At 37.5% G+C, this 17,731-nt stretch carries 14 protein-coding genes and 2 pseudogenes; 7 read left to right on the top strand and 9 right to left on the bottom strand.

Translation table 11 applies throughout. The annotated features are described in order from the left end of the window. The first annotated feature begins 200 nt into the window (after positions 1-200). Positions 201-545: a hypothetical protein gene (locus F948_RS15015; RefSeq protein WP_004966800.1), complete on the top strand. Its 345-nt coding sequence runs from the start codon at positions 201-203 to the stop codon at positions 543-545. Positions 546-597: 52 nt separating this feature from the next. On the opposite strand, the gene F948_RS15010 is transcribed toward F948_RS15015, so the two are convergent. Together F948_RS15010 and F948_RS15005 are read right to left on the bottom strand one after the other, a co-directional pair. After that, positions 598-1,209: a glutathione binding-like protein gene (locus F948_RS15010; protein ID WP_004915125.1), complete on the bottom strand. Its 612-nt coding sequence runs from the start codon at positions 1,207-1,209 to the stop codon at positions 598-600. Positions 1,210-1,414: 205 nt separating this feature from the next. Beyond that, on the bottom strand, positions 1,415-3,853 hold the full coding sequence (locus F948_RS15005) for an ExeM/NucH family extracellular endonuclease (protein ID WP_004966799.1): 2,439 nt from the start codon (positions 3,851-3,853) through the stop codon (positions 1,415-1,417). Positions 3,854-4,037: 184 nt separating this feature from the next. On the opposite strand from F948_RS15005, the gene trmB reads away from it, so the two are divergent. Both trmB and F948_RS14995 read left to right on the top strand, forming a co-directional pair. Continuing rightward, a complete protein-coding gene (trmB, locus tag F948_RS15000) occupies positions 4,038-4,754 on the top strand; it encodes a tRNA (guanosine(46)-N7)-methyltransferase TrmB (RefSeq protein WP_004662584.1) in 717 nt (238 codons plus the stop codon). A 347-nt stretch (positions 4,755-5,101) separates the two neighbouring features. Then, on the top strand, positions 5,102-5,461 hold the full coding sequence (locus tag F948_RS14995; protein ID WP_004915115.1) for a hypothetical protein: 360 nt from the start codon (positions 5,102-5,104) through the stop codon (positions 5,459-5,461). 200 nt (positions 5,462-5,661) lie between these two features. On the opposite strand, the gene F948_RS14990 is transcribed toward F948_RS14995, so the two are convergent. The 4 genes from F948_RS14990 to F948_RS14975 form a co-directional block, all read right to left on the bottom strand. Then, entirely contained in the window at positions 5,662-6,444 is a 783-nt protein-coding gene (locus F948_RS14990; protein ID WP_004966797.1) for a Rossmann-like and DUF2520 domain-containing protein, read from the bottom strand. 132 nt (positions 6,445-6,576) lie between these two features. Continuing rightward, positions 6,577-7,809: a dihydroorotase gene (locus tag F948_RS14985; RefSeq protein ID WP_004966796.1), complete on the bottom strand. Its 1,233-nt coding sequence runs from the start codon at positions 7,807-7,809 to the stop codon at positions 6,577-6,579. 11 nt (positions 7,810-7,820) lie between these two features. Then, on the bottom strand, positions 7,821-8,837 hold the full coding sequence (locus tag F948_RS14980) for an aspartate carbamoyltransferase catalytic subunit (RefSeq protein ID WP_004966795.1): 1,017 nt from the start codon (positions 8,835-8,837) through the stop codon (positions 7,821-7,823). Positions 8,838-9,072: 235 nt separating this feature from the next. Further along, entirely contained in the window at positions 9,073-9,429 is a 357-nt protein-coding gene (locus tag F948_RS14975; protein ID WP_004915099.1) for a hypothetical protein, read from the bottom strand. A 233-nt stretch (positions 9,430-9,662) separates the two neighbouring features. Here F948_RS14975 and rlmKL point away from each other — a divergent pair, with 233 nt between their 5' ends. Further along, positions 9,663-11,867: a bifunctional 23S rRNA (guanine(2069)-N(7))-methyltransferase RlmK/23S rRNA (guanine(2445)-N(2))-methyltransferase RlmL gene (gene rlmKL, locus F948_RS14970; protein WP_004966792.1), complete on the top strand. Its 2,205-nt coding sequence runs from the start codon at positions 9,663-9,665 to the stop codon at positions 11,865-11,867. A gap of 22 nt (positions 11,868-11,889) precedes the next feature. On the opposite strand, the gene F948_RS14965 is transcribed toward rlmKL, so the two are convergent. Together F948_RS14965 and clpB are read right to left on the bottom strand one after the other, a co-directional pair. Beyond that, a complete protein-coding gene (locus F948_RS14965; RefSeq protein WP_004915093.1) occupies positions 11,890-12,312 on the bottom strand; it encodes a hypothetical protein in 423 nt (140 codons plus the stop codon). A gap of 164 nt (positions 12,313-12,476) precedes the next feature. Next, the gene (gene clpB, locus F948_RS14960) at positions 12,477-15,056 is read right to left on the bottom strand and encodes an ATP-dependent chaperone ClpB (RefSeq protein WP_004966790.1); all 2,580 of its coding nucleotides are present in this window, start codon (positions 15,054-15,056) and stop codon (positions 12,477-12,479) included. A gap of 261 nt (positions 15,057-15,317) precedes the next feature. Between clpB and F948_RS14955 the strand changes: the two are divergent. Next, positions 15,318-16,119 (top strand): annotated as a pseudogene (locus tag F948_RS14955) (peptidoglycan DD-metalloendopeptidase family protein). 45 nt (positions 16,120-16,164) lie between these two features. Here F948_RS14955 and F948_RS14950 read toward each other — a convergent pair. Next, a complete protein-coding gene (locus F948_RS14950) occupies positions 16,165-16,593 on the bottom strand; it encodes an OsmC family protein (RefSeq protein ID WP_004953612.1) in 429 nt (142 codons plus the stop codon). Positions 16,594-16,740: 147 nt separating this feature from the next. Between F948_RS14950 and crp the strand changes: the two genes are divergently transcribed. Together crp and F948_RS16465 are read left to right on the top strand one after the other, a co-directional pair. Next, the gene (gene crp, locus F948_RS14945; RefSeq protein ID WP_004915082.1) at positions 16,741-17,448 is read left to right on the top strand and encodes a cAMP-activated global transcriptional regulator CRP; all 708 of its coding nucleotides are present in this window, start codon (positions 16,741-16,743) and stop codon (positions 17,446-17,448) included. Between the two features lie 203 nt (positions 17,449-17,651). Further along, positions 17,652-17,731: pseudogene (locus F948_RS16465) on the top strand (M48 family peptidase); the annotation flags it as partial.

Raw genomic sequence — 17,731 nt, 5'->3', positions numbered from 1 at the left:
GCATTATCTGCCTTTGATTACATGATTCGTTCTACAAACTAAGTCAATATCTTGTTTTGTGACCACACTTACATTTAACAATGTAAGTGTGTGTTTTTACAAGTTATCAACAAATTTGTAACTTTCTTATTCACTCGCTTTGTGTTTATATTTTCGATATCCATACTTGTTGGATGCCACAACGAAAAGGAAATATGAAAATGAATAAATTACTTGTTGCGTTAGGTCTAGCTGCTACTGTTGCTCTTGTAGGCTGTAATAAAGATAAAGCACCTGAAACTGGTGCAACAACGGGTGAACATTTAGAAAACGCTGCTGAACAAGCTGGCGCTGATGTGAAAGATGCTGCTGATGCTGCAACAACCAATGTAGCTACAGCGGTTGATACTGCTGCTGATCAAATCGACGCTGCTGCTGATCATACTGCTCATGCAACTGCTGAAGCTGCTGCTAAAACTGAAGCTGCTGCACGTGATGCGACTGCCAATGTTGCTGGTGCTGTAGAATCAGGTGCTGCGAACGTTAAAGAAAAAGCTCAACAATAATTTGTTGATAATAAAAAAGCCTCTGTATAGAGGCTTTTTTATTTGTAGATTTTTAATTAAACAAACCTTCATCACGCATAGCAATTTGTACAGACTGACGTTCAGCTACTTTATTACGAAGCGCGATAATATTGGTATAAGGCGTTAAATCATGCTCAATATGATTTGACCAGTTTGTCAGTACAAATAAATATGCATCCGCTGGACCAAAATTATCATCAACTAGATAATCATATTCAGATTCAGCTAAATAATTATCGATATATTTAAGTAAACGATCTACTTCTGCATATGCTTTGGTCTTTTCATCATCTGTAAGTTTACCACCAAAGAAAACAGCATATGCATCATGAAGTTCTGAGTTCAAATAACCCAACCATTCCAATACTTTAGCTCGCCCCATCCCTGATGGTGGAATCAAATCTTGCTTTGGATCGTGTTGTGCTAAGAATGGTAATATCGCAACATTTTCAGTCAAAATTAGACCTGGATTAATTTCTAGTGCTGGGACATAACCCTTTGGATTAATCTCGTAATAATCTGCACCTTTAGAAGTTTTATGCGTTTTTAAATCAACTCGTTCTAAATCAAAATCAACATTTATTTCATTTAAAATAATGTGTGCCGCTAACGAACATGCGCCTGGTGAATAATACAACTTCATCTCTAATCCTTGTTATCTAACTACTTATGCTCTTGAACTTCGAATGAACATCGAGAACAGATATAGATTTAAATTTATAATAGCTCTAATGCTAAAAACATCTACCCATCTACTATTAATGAATTTTTTTCTAGCTTGCAAGTTATATTCCGTGACGATTGATTAATTTATGAAAAAACAAACTGCGCAATGTCACGGAATGTAGTTAAGCTCGACCAAAAAGCTTACCTAACCACTCAAATAGAGAATTTAAGAACTCGACAATGATATTTTTCTGATTCGGTTCTAGCTGAGCATCAGGTGTTTTTAAGTCTAAGTCTACAATGACAGGGTCATGGTCAGATGAACGATATGGGTCTGCAGCAAAGAAAAGCTCTTTTTGCTCATCAGTTTTATATTCTTCATTGTAATCAAGTACTGTCGGCTCATCAGCATTGATATGCCAAGCAAAAGCTTTAACTACACGTTTATAGAGATTTGCATCAGCAATCGCATGATCAAGATTACCTGCTCCACCATAACCATCACTATTACTGGAAACCCCAAAGACGTAACTATAAGCGTTCGTACCCTCACCGATTTTGCTGTCATTGAGTAGAACTTTGTAGTTGGCTTTTTCAAAAGCTAAAATTGGGTCTTCTTTGGCATAGCTATTCATATCACCAAGCAACAAAATATTTGGATTTTTGACTTGGGTAGGATTCTTTGCAATCCACTGAGTGAGCTGTTCAACGGCTTTAACACGAGTCGGATTCCAGCAGCCTTGACCATCTTTTTGATCAGCATCAAGCGAGTTCAAGTCAACGCCCGAACAACTTTTAGATTTAAGATGATTTGGAATTACTGTGAAAATTTGTCCACCATGCACTGGTTTGAATGATTGTGCGATAGTTGAACGATTCTTTTCACCCAGATCTAGAACGGCTGCTTTATTCACTGGTTGAACACGTTTGCTATTATAAATAATCGCCACAGCAATCACATCTGTGCCTAATTGATTTATACCTTCAGGAATTACATATTTCCAATCTGGTCCTAAAGCTTTGGTTAAATAAGCAACCGCACTATCACTACCATAACCATTATTGGCAAGCTCCATCAAACCATACACATCAGCATCAATGGATTTTAATGCGTTTATGATTTTAGCATGTTGCTTATCAAATTCAGCCTGACTGTTCGCACCACGTTCTGTAGGGAAACCATTCTTGCCATTGTCATAGTTCAACACGTTAAATGCTGCAGCACGAATATGTTTAGTTTGTTTCACAGCAATTGTCGTACGTGGATTAGTCGTGGTAACGACTTCAGGCAAGTTTACACCTGCAATTGGTTGTACACGCCATGCATTAAAGCGATATTCCAAAATACCTTGTGCATTCTTTAATTGATATCCAGAACGTAAAGTGTTTAAAGCACTAAAGTTTTGTGGCAACCATGGCGCTCGATTTTGATTATTATAACCATCATCAAAAATGATCTTAGAAAGCAAATTTTGTTGTGCCAATGCCTTCGCTTCATTCGATAAAGCTGGATATAGATTGGTAGGAATAAATAGGCGACCGAGACTCAGTGACAACTCACCATAACGCCCAAAATTATAGTTCTCGCTGACAGTTAAAGTTTGCGGTAATTTCACCAACATCCCTTGATAGCGTTTTGGTGTATTACCTGTATTGTCAATAAGACTCGTGAATGGCAAATTAAGATCAATCGGCTGAATTAGAGATGCCATATTTTGATTACAGGTTTGTATGTCTTGCTGTAATTGATCAATTTGAAGTTGGTTTTGATAGTTAGTGAGACGACCGCGTAAAATCACCTCATCGCCGATTTGTCCACCTTTGACAGCACTGCTCGCAGGAATATAAACAAAAATAGCATTACTCACATTAGGTGTTGCCTTGCTATCTGGCGTTTGTATATAGAAACCTGAAAATCCATTGCTATAGCGATAGTCCGCCGTGATCACCCCACGAATCGTATAATTTTGATTTTGGGTTGACTGTGCTAAATTCGCAATTGGAGTATCCGCACTGCTACAGCTGACTGATTCATTGACTGGAGGCGTTGTTGTTGAACCTGACAAATTTGAAAAATCATTTCGATCTGACCAAGCTTGCCAATACTGATCTAAATCAAATGGACTGGTCGGATCAACACTGATCACAGGATTATCAGTTTGTACACGTTTAAAACTATTAGCAACACTATAAACTGTAGTACCCCAACCTGAAGTTGGACGCTCACCTATCCGTCCAAAACGATCTACAGGCGTACCGCGATAAAGTAATACAATCGCATCATCTCCATTGAATGACAGACCTGCTACTTGATTCACTTTGTTGCCTAATTGTGTTTGTAATTCTGAACGCCCGATTAGATATTTCTGTTTACTGGCTAAAGCCCCCTGTAAAGGAAATGCTGCTGTTTTGACTGTTCCCCCATTATTAAATTGTTGGATTTCATAATCTGCTAAATTTACTGTTGTCGCATCAGGATTATAGATTTCTAAACCTTTACGGTTGCTACTACCATCAACATATTGGCTAAACATGAGTTGCGCATGTGCAATAGAAAATGTAGAAGAAGCTCCTAACAGACCTAAACAAATTGTAAGCGAATGGTAATTAAAATTTTTCATAGTTTTTTACTAAGTGTTTTAAATTGCAATTAGGCTATGCAACTTCTATGACAACTCTATGAAGCTTTTTTGACAAATTTTAATCACTACTAAAAAATTTCAAGTAAATAAAACGATTTAAAAGTTTGACTTGAACACCTGAACACTTAAAATACGGCATTTCTATATTTATATCTCCAGAATCATGTCAAACGATCAGTTAGAAACGCAAATTACGGAACTCGACAATTTGCCTGAGCACCGTGAAATTGTGACGTTTATGCGTCGTTCAGCTCCGCTCAATACGTCACAACGTACTGCTTTAGAAGATTATCGTGATTTAATTTTGGAATACCCTGTTGGTGATTTACGTCAGCACTTTGAGCATCCAGAACGTCCATTAACCGTTGAAATCGGTTTTGGTATGGGACGTTCTTTAGTACTCATGGCTAAAGCAAACCCTGAGCGAAACTTTGTAGGCATTGAAGTGCATGTTCCTGGTATCGCACAATGTGTCTATGAAGCAGGCATGGCAGGTTTAAAGAACTTATTTGTATTGGATGCTGATGCAATCCAAGTATTACGTGAAATGCCAGACAACAGTATTAACTGTGTACAACTTTATTTCCCAGATCCATGGCAGAAGAAGCGTCATTTTAAACGCCGCTTCGTGATACATGAGCGTATGCAATTAGTTGAACAGAAGTTGGAACTTGGTGGGACTTTCCACGCAGCTACTGACTGGGAACCATACGCAGAATGGATGCTTGATATTTTGGACAATCGTCCTGATATGGAAAATTTAGCAGGTAAAGGTAATAGCTACCCTCGCCCTGAATGGCGTCCAGTGACCAAATTCGAACGTCGTGGGCTTGAATCTGGTCATAAGATCAATGACTTTATTTTCAAAAAAATAAAGTAGTAATTCATCAAAATTAAAAAATAGCATTAAATATCAACATTTAATGCTATTTCAACCTATTAAAAACCAACTCAATTTTAAATTTCAAATATAAAAGACAAAAAGTGAATTATTAAAACAACTTATAAAAGCTGTACCTATCAAACCTATATGCTTACTTTGTAAAATCAAATGTGTTCAAATTTACAGCCCTCTATTTACATGATCTATAAATATTTTTTGTTCATGTTTAGCTAAAATAAAAAATGAATCATTTTGATCTCAAATGAAGAAATTATTGCTTCATAAACAATGAGTACTCTATTCAGTGCAATGATTTAGCCCAAAGATGAAGATAGGTTGGTTTTATGGAAAAAACTCTGCAATGCCCCAAATGTGGTTCTACAGAAATCGAAGTACGTGATCATGACAAATTACTTAAAACTACAGGTGGCGTTTTAATGACTGCTGCTGGCACAACTGCTGGTACAGTAGGTGGTGCAGCAACTGGTGCATCAGTTGGAGCAGCTATCGGAACTGTAGCAGGTCCATTGGGTGTAATTGTTGGTGGAACTATTGGAACTTTCGTGGGTGCAATTAGTGTCGGGATTACAGGTGGCGTCGTTGGTAATATTTTCGGAAAAAAAGCGGGTGTCGTGATCGACAAGAATATTTTCCAAGATTATTTATGTCTAAAATGCAAACATCGTTTTAAACAAAAGAATTGATTAAGTTCAAGACACATTTACCTAATTTCTAAGCTGATATTTAAACAACTCATATCAGCTAAATGTGTTTATAAACAATACTTATGTTTTCTAATACAGGCATTATTCAACCTGCCCCTCTTATTATTAATTATAAAAAAATGCAAACACAACAGAGCTTAGTTTAGATAAAAAAGATTATACAATTCAAACATTTATGGTTATTTACCATGTAAATGACGGGTCTTAATACCTTCACTTAAGAGCTGATAAACATCAACAAGATCATTTCTTGCATCTTTTTTTAATAAGTTATGATGCATTTTTAAAATATTTTCATCACCACGCATGGCTGGACCTGTCTGTATTTCTTTAGGGTCATTGATCGTTGCTTTTTGTGCAGTCTCCAATATCAATGGGTGAAGTAAAGAAAAATCGACCTGTTGTTCATCAACAATTTGTTTAGCAATATCATAACAGTAGTTACTAAAATTACATGCAAAAACAGCAGCCATGTGCAATGTCTGACGCTGTTGAGAGCTGTATTGGTAAACCTTCTGAGTCAAACTACCTGCTAATGAGGTGAGTAAATCCAAATCATGATTGTTTACAGCCTCGACAAACACAGGCGTTGTAGTCCAGTCAATCTCTCGTTCATAACTAAATGTTTGTAAAGGATAAAATACACCTGATTTGTCGTGAACTACTGAAAGAACTTCTAAACTTGTACTTCCTGAAGTATGTACAATTAATACTTGCTGCAAAGAAGCGCTAATTTTTTGAATAACTTGAGCTATTGCTTGATCTGAAATAGCGATGATCACTAGATCAATATCAGAACTTAATTGCTCAAAATCACTGATGGCAACAGCATCCACTAACGATGCTAAACGATTGGCTTTTTCTAAATCACGACTAAAAACTTGTACAATCTGGTGATCAGGATGGAGTACTTTTGCTAAATGATAGGCAACACGCCCTGCACCAATGAATGTAATTCTCATTTTTATAGAACCTTTTTAGAAGCGAAATAATCTACCAATAAACTCTTTAAGAAAAGATTACAATAATGAATTAACTAATTGAAATAATTAAGCAGAATAAGTAACTTGACCTATTCTGCTTAGAAATAAAGTTTAGATAAATGTCTGAAGCACTTTGCCTTTCAAGGTTTGACCTAATAGCGGTGTATTTTTACCTTGAGATAAAATTGTTTCTTTTGAAACAGTCCACTCTAGCTCTGGATCAATCAGTACCCAACCTGCTTCTTGTTTCCAACGTTCAGTCATATTGGCAACTTTAGCAGGATTTAAGGTAACTTTTTCGACCCATTCTAAAGCATCAAAAACACCTTCTTGGATAAGCTGAACACCTAAACCGACATAGGTATCGAACGCTGTAATACCTGGTTGAGTTTCAGCAAATGGAGCCATTTTTGCTGAACTACTTAATGGTTCGTGATGGGTACAGATAGCGTCAATCACGCCCTCTTTTAAACCCTGACGCAACAAAGCTTTATCTTGTTCAGAGCGCAGTGGCGGACGAACATGTGCTAGAGAATTAAATCCATCCGTCAATTGTTCAGTTAAATGAAGTTGATGCATTGCTACATCCGCAGTTACTGGCAAACCTTTGGCTTTCGCAGCACGAATCAAATCAATAGATGCGCCACATGACAATAAACCAAAATGGGCTTTGACACCTGTTGCTTCGATCATGAGTAAATATTTAGCAATCGCCACAGTTTCAGCAATCGCAGGAATCATTGGCAAACCCTGACGCGATGCAATAAAGCCTTCGTGTGCACAACCATCTTTCGCGATTTGCGGCTCTTCTGCGTAAAATACTACTGTTAAATCTAGACCAGCAGCATATTCAAGCGTACGAATCACAACATCATCATTTTCAAAGGCGGCATTAGCATTTGAAACCGCAGTACAGCCACCTTTTTTTAGACCAGCCATATTAGAAGGTTGCTTGCCATTTAAACCTTGAGTTTGAGCACCAATAATTTGAAGATAAATACCACCATCTAGTTGAGCTTTCTCAATTAGACCATGGATTAACGCACCATTATCTTGCACGATCGGCTTTGAGTCAGGAGGTGTAATTACATGCAAAATACCGTTTGCTCGCGCAGCTCTCCCCTCAGATTTTAATGTGCCGTGCTGTTGTTGTCCTGGTTCACGCAAACGCGCGCAGAGATCAACCATAGTTGGCATTAACCATTTACCTTGACCATCAATCGTCTGATCAACTTGAGATGCTGCATCAACAATTTTACCGTTCTCTACATAAACAGTTTTAACTTGATCTGTTTTTTGAATTGGATCGAGTACACGAACATTTTCAATTTTTACAATACTCATGTGTAGCACCCTTATACAGCAATCACTTCAATTAAACCTTGTTCTTGGAGCTGACCTTGCATCGCAAGTGCCAATACTGCCATGCGAACCGCAATACCATTCGTGACCTGTTTTAAAATCACTGATTGATCGCCATCAGCGACACTCGAATCAATTTCAACGCCACGGTTCATCGGTCCAGGATGCATCACAATACAATCTGGTTTAGCTAAAGCAAGACGTTCTTTATTTAAACCATACATCTTGTAAAACTCAGATTGAGATGATAATGCTGGAGAGTCGATACGTTCATTCTGAATACGTAATGCAATGATGACATCACAGTCAGTCACACCTGCATCCATTTGATTGAACAAGCGAACATGTTCACCGTATTCATTAAAACCCACAGGTAACAAAGTATTCGGTGCAATCACTCGAATGTCTTTACAGCCCAATGTCTGCAAAGCAGCGACATTTGAACGTGCAACACGTGAATGTTTGATGTCACCAATAATTGCAACGCTTAATTGCTCAAAAGGCTTTTTAGTTTCACGGCGAATGGTCAGCATATCTAGCATCGCTTGCGTTGGGTGCGCATGACGACCATCACCTGCATTAATAATTGCGACCTTAGGACATACATCTTTTGCTATGAAGTGCGCTGCACCTGAAGAGGAATGACGCACGACGAATACGTCCGCAGCCATAGCTTCTAAATTCCACAGCGTGTCACGCAAAGTTTCACCTTTAGATGTACTTGAGCGTGCAATATCAATATTTAATACATTTGCGGATAAACGTTTAGCTGCTGCTTCAAAGGTAGTACGTGTACGAGTAGAGTTTTCAAAAAATAGATTCATTACCGTGCGCCCTTCTAGAAGCGGACGATTAATCAAATTATTATTATCATCTAAAAAGCTTTGTGCTGTATCTAAAATCTTAGTCAGACTTTCTTTTGAAAGCCCCTCAATCGTTAAAAAATGCTTGAGATTTCCTTGTTGATTGAGCTGTATCTGACTCAAAGTATGCAATGCTGCCACGTGCATAAGAGATTCCTTATACGTTAAGTTAACGCATTATACAGATTTTATATTTCTTTCGTCGTTGAAGTTTTCAGCACTCAGCAAAACTTTTTAGTGGTGATCTACAATAACGATTTAATATTTTCTCTGCATGGTAATTTGATGAAAAGAAAATCAAAAAAATAAGGATGTAGAAAAAGCTCTACACCCTTGTAACGCTGTAATTATTTTTCACTTATTGTTTTTTTATTATTATCACTTATCGCAATGCACCAATATAATGGTGAGCGACTTGAGCTTTATAAATTTCTTCTTCTGTAACTTCCATAAAATAGCTTTCTTCTGTTTCTTCTAGCTTTTTATTTTCAACTATGGCTAACGTAGGCTCTGGATATAAATCTATTAATGGACGTAAACGATCAACATAGTGAGCCAACTCTTGGTCACTTGTTTCCAAAGCAATTTCTATAATGTGTTTTGCATATTCTTTATTGTTAACTAAGTACATCACATCAATTACACGACTGGATACACGTCTTAAACGAACATACATTTGTGTTGCGATAGCAAAAGCTTCAGCATTTACCTTAATTTCACTATTCATGCTTTCTTTCATAAAGTCCTCACGTCGTTGGGAGAAATGTATATTCTTGATTCATCACATAGAAAGCAAAATATGTACCAATAATTAAAAACACATTTAAACTTAAAAAATATTTTTATGAAAATTGATTAAAAATAGTAAAAATAATAGTCAATAATGCGGTCGATCACACAAATTTGCACCGACAGTTTCATTAAAAATCAGTTAAAATAGCCGATTGCTGAACTGCTTTTTTGGAAATGTGCATGAATTCTACACAACGTCTGACAAACTATTGGGTGACCTGTGCGGATGGACTTGAAACCTTATTACAACAAGAACTTGAAAATTTAGGTATTCAAAACATTCAACGCTTTGCTGGACGTTTGGTATTTAAAGGTACACTAGAAAATGCATATCGTGTTTGTATGTGGTCTAGACTTGCTTCTCGCGTGTTGTTACCGATCCACACTCACGAATTAGAACATACTCACGATGCCCGTGATGTCGCAGAAGAACTCTATGAAGGTGCAATCAGCTTTGATTGGTCTCTCATTTTTGCACCGCAAAGCACCTTCGCAGTGCGTTTACATGTTGAACGAGACATTAAAGTAAACACTCAATTTGCAACTTTACGTGTGAAAGACGGTGTAGTCGATTCGTTTATGGAAGCTGTTGGTAAGCGTCCAAGTATCGATATTAAACAGTCTGAAATTACCCTTTATGCTTTGGCTGGTAAAACTGAACATACTTATTGCTTAGATTTATCGGGTGACTCATTGCACAAGCGTGGCTATCGCCGCTTTATGACTGACGCTCCGATCAAAGAAAACCTTGCAGCTGCGATATTACTAAAAGCAGATTTAGCAAATTATCGACCTGATATTATTTTAGATCCAATGTGTGGTTCAGGGACATTTATCATTGAGTCACTCATGATACTCACTGATCGTGCACCAGGATTAGTGAGACGTTTTGGATTCAATGGTTGGCATGGACATGATCGTGATTTATGGTTATCTCTCAAAGCCGAAGCTGCTGAACGCCATGAAAAAGCGTTAGAACAAGATTTACCAAAATTTTATGCTTACGATGCAGATTGGGAAGCTGTTAAAGCCACACGTCAAAATATTATTGCTGCAGGCTTCGAAAAACTATTGGATCAAATCCAGATTGAAGAACGTACTTTAGCAGATTGGGATGATTTCCATGCTGAAGGTAAAAAAGCATTTATCGTAACGAATCCTCCTTATGGTGAACGTTTAGGTGATAAAGCATCTAACCGCTCACTTTATCTAGGTTTATCTAGCTTATTGCAGAAAAATTTTCCAAATCAGCGTGCTGCAATTATCGCTGCGCAAATTGAACAAGCGGATGTGTTGGCATTTAATGACCCACAAACATTACGTTTGATGAATGGTAAATTGCCGATCTACACTCGATTCGGGACAATTAAACCAGCAACAGTTACTCAACCATTTCTAGCGACATGGCAACCTCAACAATTTGAAAAAATTGAAGGTGCAGAAGATTTTACAAACCGTTTGCAAAAAAATATGCAAAACCTAAAAAAATGGGCTGTAAAAGAAAACGTATTCTGTTTACGTATTTATGATGCAGATTTGCCTGATTTTAATGTTGCTGTCGATCTTTATGGTGATCGATTACACGTACAAGAATATGCCCCACCAAAAAGTATTGATCCTGAAAAAGCTAAAAAACGTTTCAATTTAGCTTTAGCTGCTATTCGTGCAGTTACAGGTCTAAATCGTGATGCGATTTTTATCAAAACACGTGCTAGACAGACGGGTACAAATCAATATACCAAGCAAAGTACAGCATCAAAACGCTTTATCGTACAAGAAGGTAAAGCACGTATCTTAGTAAACTTGACTGATTATTTGGATACAGGTCTATTCCTAGACCATCGTCAAATGCGTTTACGTATTGCAAAAGAAGCACGTGGAAAACACTTCCTTAATTTGTATAGTTATACTTCAACAGCAAGCTTACATGCCGCTTTGGGTGGTGCAGCAAGCACAACGAGTGTGGATTTATCTAATACTTACTTGAGCTGGTCAAAAGAAAACTTTGTATTGAACGGATTAACTGTTGATCATGCCGATGAACAACATATGTTCTTTGCAAGTGATTGCTTTGAGTGGTTAAAAGAAGGTCATGAACAATATGATCTAATCTTTATTGATCCACCTACTTTCTCAAACTCAAAGAAATTCTACGGGACTTTTGACGTTCAGCGAGATCATGTTTCATTAATTAAACGTGCAATGAATCGCCTAACAAGTGATGGTACCTTGTATTTCTCAAACAACTATCGTGGGTTTGAGTTAGATGAAGAAATTGAAGCGATGTATCAGATTGAGGAAATAACGTCTGAAACCATCGGTTTAGATTTCAAACGAAATCACAAAATCCATCGTGCTTGGAAAATCCAACATCAACAAATATAAGTAAATCATCCAAGAGATCGGGTTACTTGACAGTAATCCGAATCTCACCTTTGATATTTGATGATTCAAACTCATATATCGTAAAGCGATCTGGATCTTGTGCATGAGGCTTGATCGTTGCCTTTTTCTTTTCTCGCAAGTCAGCGACATTATTTTTCTTTTGTTCTTCGTATGGCGACAGAACACCATCTAAAAGCGTTTCAATACGAATTTCTCGCAAATAATTATCACTTAAAATTCGCTGAGCACGCCACCGCTCTTCCTCAGGCTTCTGAGCATCTTGTTCAGCTTTCTGAATAATATAAGGTAAGGTATTGTTTAATATAGCTGTTTGTTGAGCAAGAATCCTTTCTGATAGTGGCTGAACAGCCCAACCTTTCAAAGGCAGAGCGGTTATGAACAAAATTACACCGATATTGGTGTAATAGTGCTGCTTTTTTTCCATTGCAATTCATCCTGAATTTTTTTCTTATTTGCTCAGAAAGTATCAAGTTTTTCATAATGTCGCAATGTCATTGGTAATATTCATTGAAAAATCTGATAAATTGCTTAATACAAAAAAAGATGGTGACTTATGTCACCATCTTTTTTACTTGAAGATTTTAAAATTTAACTGAGTTTGATTTTATCAAATACTAGTTGTCCGCCCTCAGCTTTAATCAAAATATTATCTCCTGGTTGGAACTCACCTGATAATATTTTTTGAGCTAGACTATTTTCAACTTGCTGTTGTATCGCACGTTTCAAAGGTCGAGCTCCGTAGATCGGGTCAAAACCAGCATCAATTAACAGATCAAATGCAGTATCATCAACAGTCAAGCCCATATCACGATCACTCAAACGAGAACGTAAACGATCTAATTGAATATCTGCGATACCACGTATCTGAGCTTTTTGTAGTGAGTGGAAGATCACTAGCTCATCAATACGGTTGATAAACTCTGGACGGAAATGCTGACTTACAGCACTCATCACAACAGTTCTTACCTCATCATCAGTTGCACCTTCTCCTAATTCACGAACATCTTGTGAACCAAGGTTAGATGTCATTACGATAACCGTATTTTTAAAGTCAACCACACGACCTTGCGAATCCGTTAAACGACCATCATCCAACACTTGTAATAAGATATTGAATACATCTGGATGTGCTTTTTCCACCTCATCAAACAGTACAACGCTATAAGGTTTACGACGTACAGCTTCAGTTAAAACACCGCCCTCTTCATAACCAACATAACCTGGAGGTGCACCGACTAATCGGCTAACTGAGTGCTTCTCCATAAATTCAGACATATCGATACGAATCATCGCATCATCACTATCAAACAAGAAGTTTGCTAAGGCTTTAGTCAACTCAGTTTTACCAACCCCAGTTGGACCAAGGAATAAAAATGACCCACTTGGACGATTTGGATCTGACAAACCTGCACGTGAACGACGAACTGCATTCGATACGGCGACGACTGCTTCATCTTGTCCAACTACACGATTATGTAAAAACTCTTCCATATTAAGAAGTTTCTCACGCTCGCCTTGAAGCATTTTTGAAACAGGGATTCCTGTTGCTGCACTTACCACTTCAGCAATTTCATTTTCAGTCACTTTAGTACGAATGAGCTTTGGTTCCTCATTTTCTTCTGCGACTTCAGCTTGTTCCAAACGTTTTTGTAACTCTGGAATCACACCGTATTGCAAACGTGCAGCCTCAGCTAAATCACCTTCACGCTTTGCTTTTTCTAAAGCAACACGTGCTTGATCAAGTTCAACTTGAGCCTTTTTATCACCTTCAACCAGTGTTTTTTCAGCTTTCCAAATTTCCTCTAGATCATTGTACTCTTTTTGCTTTTCAGCAATCTGTTGCTCTAAATGATTAACTTCAGCTTTACTACCCGCATCTTCATCTTTTTTCACCGCTTCTAGTTGCATTTTTAACTGAATTAAGCGGCGATCCAATTTATCTAAAGCTTCAGGTTTAGAGTCAATCTCCATTTTGATGCGCGATGCAGCTTCATCAATCAAGTCAATCGCCTTATCTGGTAACTGACGATCGGTAATATATCGATGAGACATTTTCGCAGCAGCAATAATCGCTGAGTCTAGAATTTGTACACCGTGATGTGTTGCATATTTCTCTTTAAGACCACGTAAAATTGCGATCGTATCTTCCACACTCGGTTCATCTACCAAGACTTTTTGGAAGCGGCGCTCAAGTGCAGCATCTTTTTCAATGTATTGACGATATTCATCTAAAGTCGTTGCACCTACACAACGCAACTCACCGCGAGCCAAAGCAGGTTTTAACATATTACCTGCATCCATCGCACCATCACCCTTACCAGCACCAACAAGTGTATGCAACTCATCGATGAAGAGAATGATTTCACCCTCATGCTTCGCAAGGTCTTTTAGAACGGCTTTTAAGCGCTCCTCAAACTCACCTCGATATTTTGCACCCGCAAGTAATGAGCCCAAATCCAAAGAGAGTACACGCTTATTCTTCAAGCTTTCAGGTACTTCACCATTGATGATCCGTTGTGCCAACCCCTCAACAATTGCGGTTTTACCCACACCAGGCTCACCAATTAACACTGGGTTATTCTTGGTACGGCGCGACAACACTTGAATGGTACGGCGAATTTCATCATCACGCCCAATCACAGGGTCTAACTTACCTGCCAATGCACGCTCAGTTAAATCAATCGTATATTTATTTAATGAGTCACGTTGATCTTCGTGATTATTACTCATAACTTTGTCATTTCCTCTAATATTTTCAATGACTTTACGTAAATTCTCTGCTGTAACACCAACACCATTCAAAATAGTTTTGGTTTCGCCTGTCTCAGCTAAACCCAACAATACCCAATCTGTTGATAAAAACTCATCACCAACTTTCTGTGCATAGCGATCCGCAAGATTCAATGCCTTTACCGCTTCAGGATTAAGATTAATATCACCTGTTGGGTTTGCTAATGTTGGAGCATTTTTTAAAGCTTGCTCTAATTTCTGCTTTAAATCAGGTAAGCGAGCGCCAGCCTGTTGTAATAAGCTTAAATTAGCAGGCTCTTCTAACAAGGTTGTCAGAATATGAATTCCTGCTATCGCTGTATGATCCTTACCTATTGCTAACGATTGAGCATCTGAAAGAGCTTGCTGTAAACGGTTTGTAAATTTTTCAAAACGCATTCTTGTTATTCCTCACAACAAATTTTCAACTTGTAATTAAGATGGGAACTAATTTTTAAATTTCAAATAAAATTAATATATATTTCAAAAATTTATATTAATCATCATTGATAAAACTCAGTAATAATATGGGACTATAAACTCCCTATTTCAAGTGTAATTTTATAAATTTTTAATGTGTTGAAATATCACAAATGGACTATTGCTTATAATTTCAATCTGACCTACTTTGACATAAATAATTTCATGTCATTAAAAGCAATGTATTTTAATAAGTTTGTTATTTCTTCTGTTCTTATTACACTTTCATCAGTCTCAGTAGCTGAATTACCTAAAGACTCGCGTCGAGCGGGAGGAATTGCGGTAATACCATTATCAGATCAAATAACGCAGGTGTTTTATAACCATAAACCTGTTTTAATTTCCCGTGAAAATTCTAAACGATATGCTGTTTTCGGTATTCCTTTATCTGCTCCTGTTGGAATATTGAGCTTAGAAACGAATATCGCCCCAATTCAAATTGAGATCAATGCATTCTCATATGCTGAGCAACGTTTAAACGTAAAAAATCAGGATTATGTAAATCCAACCCAAGCGCAACTTAACCGCTATGCTCGCGAAGCTAAAGAACAAAATGATATTTACGACTCTTTTACAAACAGTACTTGGACTCAATTTCCCAATTTTATCAGTCCAACTAAAGGTAAATTCAGTAATGCTTTTGGTCGGAAGCGTTTTTTTTAATGGAGAAGAACGTGCTCCACATTCTGGATTAGATATTCCTGCACCTGTAGGACAAAAAGTAATTGCACCTGCTGATGGTATTGTCGTTCAGACTGGAAACTACTTTTTCAATGGTAATACCATCATGATTGATCATGGTCAGCGCTTAATCAGCATGTATTGCCACTTAAGTAAAATTGATGTTGAAAAAGGTCAAGCAATTCGTCAAGGTCAACTTATCGGTCTTGTAGGAAAAACTGGACGAGTGACAGGCGCACATTTGCATTGGGGTATGAGTTTAAATAATGCACGAGTTGATCCACAATTATTTTTAAAATAAAAAAGGTGATCGATATAGATCACCTTTTAGAAAATCTAAACAATCTTAAGCTTCGGCAGTTTCAACAATTTCAAAATCATGCGTGATTTCGACACCACCATCAGATAACATTTTACTTGCCGAACAATATTTTTCAGCAGAAAGTTCAACTGCCTTCTCAACTTGCTTTTCTTTGACAGCTTTTCCAGTCACAATAAAGTGCAAATGGATTTTGGTAAAAACTGCTGGAATCGCGTCAGCACGTTCAGCTTTTAGCTGACATACGACATTGGTCACATCTTGACGAGATTTCTTTAAAATGGTCACAATATCAAACGAAGCACACCCACCAAGTCCCATTAAAATCAACTCCATAGGACGTGGACCACGGTTTTCACCACCATATTCAGCGGAACCATCCATCAGCACAGTGTGACCACTTTCTGATTTCGCTTCAAAAGCAACATTCTCTAACCAATGTACACTTGTTTGCATTGCAACTACCCAAAAAACGTTATAAATTTACTATGTTCTTGTACACTAACATAAAATGAGTTGATAAGGAATTTCATCTCTTCTGTGTAGAAAAGGCTCTAACAAGGCCTGTGCGATCGGTTTTATCCAAATTCGGAAATTTTAAGCATGACTTCAAATTTTTCACAGCTTAGCACTGATGCTTTATCACCAGGTCAATTACCTGAATCTGTTAAAGCCTTGCTAAAACGTGCTCATATTAACAGATACCCTAAACGCACCACGATTGTTGACGCTGGAACGGAATCAAAATCACTGTATTTAATATTAAAAGGTTCGGTGTCAATTATTTTACGTGAAGATGATGAACGTGAGATTGTCGTTGCATATTTAAACCCTGGGGATTTCTTTGGCGAAATGGGTCTTTTTGAGAAGAACCCACAACGTACTGCGGAAGTAAGAACTCGTGATGTTTGTGAAATCGCTGAGATTTCATATGACAACTTCCACGAATTAAGCAAACAATATCCTGATTTGAGCTACGCGGTATTTGCTCAATTAGTTCGCCGCTTAAAAAATACAACACGTAAAGTAACTGACCTTGCATTTATTGATGTATCTGGTCGTATTGCACGTTGTTTAATTGATTTATCTTCGCAACCAGAAGCAATGATCTTACCAAATGGTCGTCAAATCCGTATTACTCGCCAAGAGATTGGTCGTATTGTCGGTTGTTCACGTGAAATGGTTGGACGTGTTCTTAAGACGCTTGAAGATCAAGGCATGATTCAAACTGATGGTAAAGCAATTTTAATTTTTGATACTTCATTAGAAGAAAATGCATTTACTGAAGAAGAGTTTGACGACGAAGAATAATCGTTACACGCTTCTAGTGACTCTTAACAAAGCCAGTGCCTCACACTGGCTTTAATTTTTTGATTTATCTCAAATATCATTTTCAGTTTGATTACATAATTACAATGATTATAGAGAAATTCAGAATGTTATGCGCTTCAAACATTTTTTATAATTCTAATGAAAGATTAAACCAATAAGATACTGATTTGGAGAAAATAAGTATGAAGAAGCTGGCTTTAAGCCTTTGTGCAGCATCAGTGATGACCATTTCTGGTTGTGCTTCTTTTGCTGATATGGCTGG

Source organism: Acinetobacter junii CIP 64.5, from assembly GCF_000368765.1.
Lineage (GTDB): Bacteria > Pseudomonadota > Gammaproteobacteria > Pseudomonadales > Moraxellaceae > Acinetobacter > Acinetobacter junii.
This window is presented reverse-complemented; position numbering and strand designations above follow the sequence as displayed.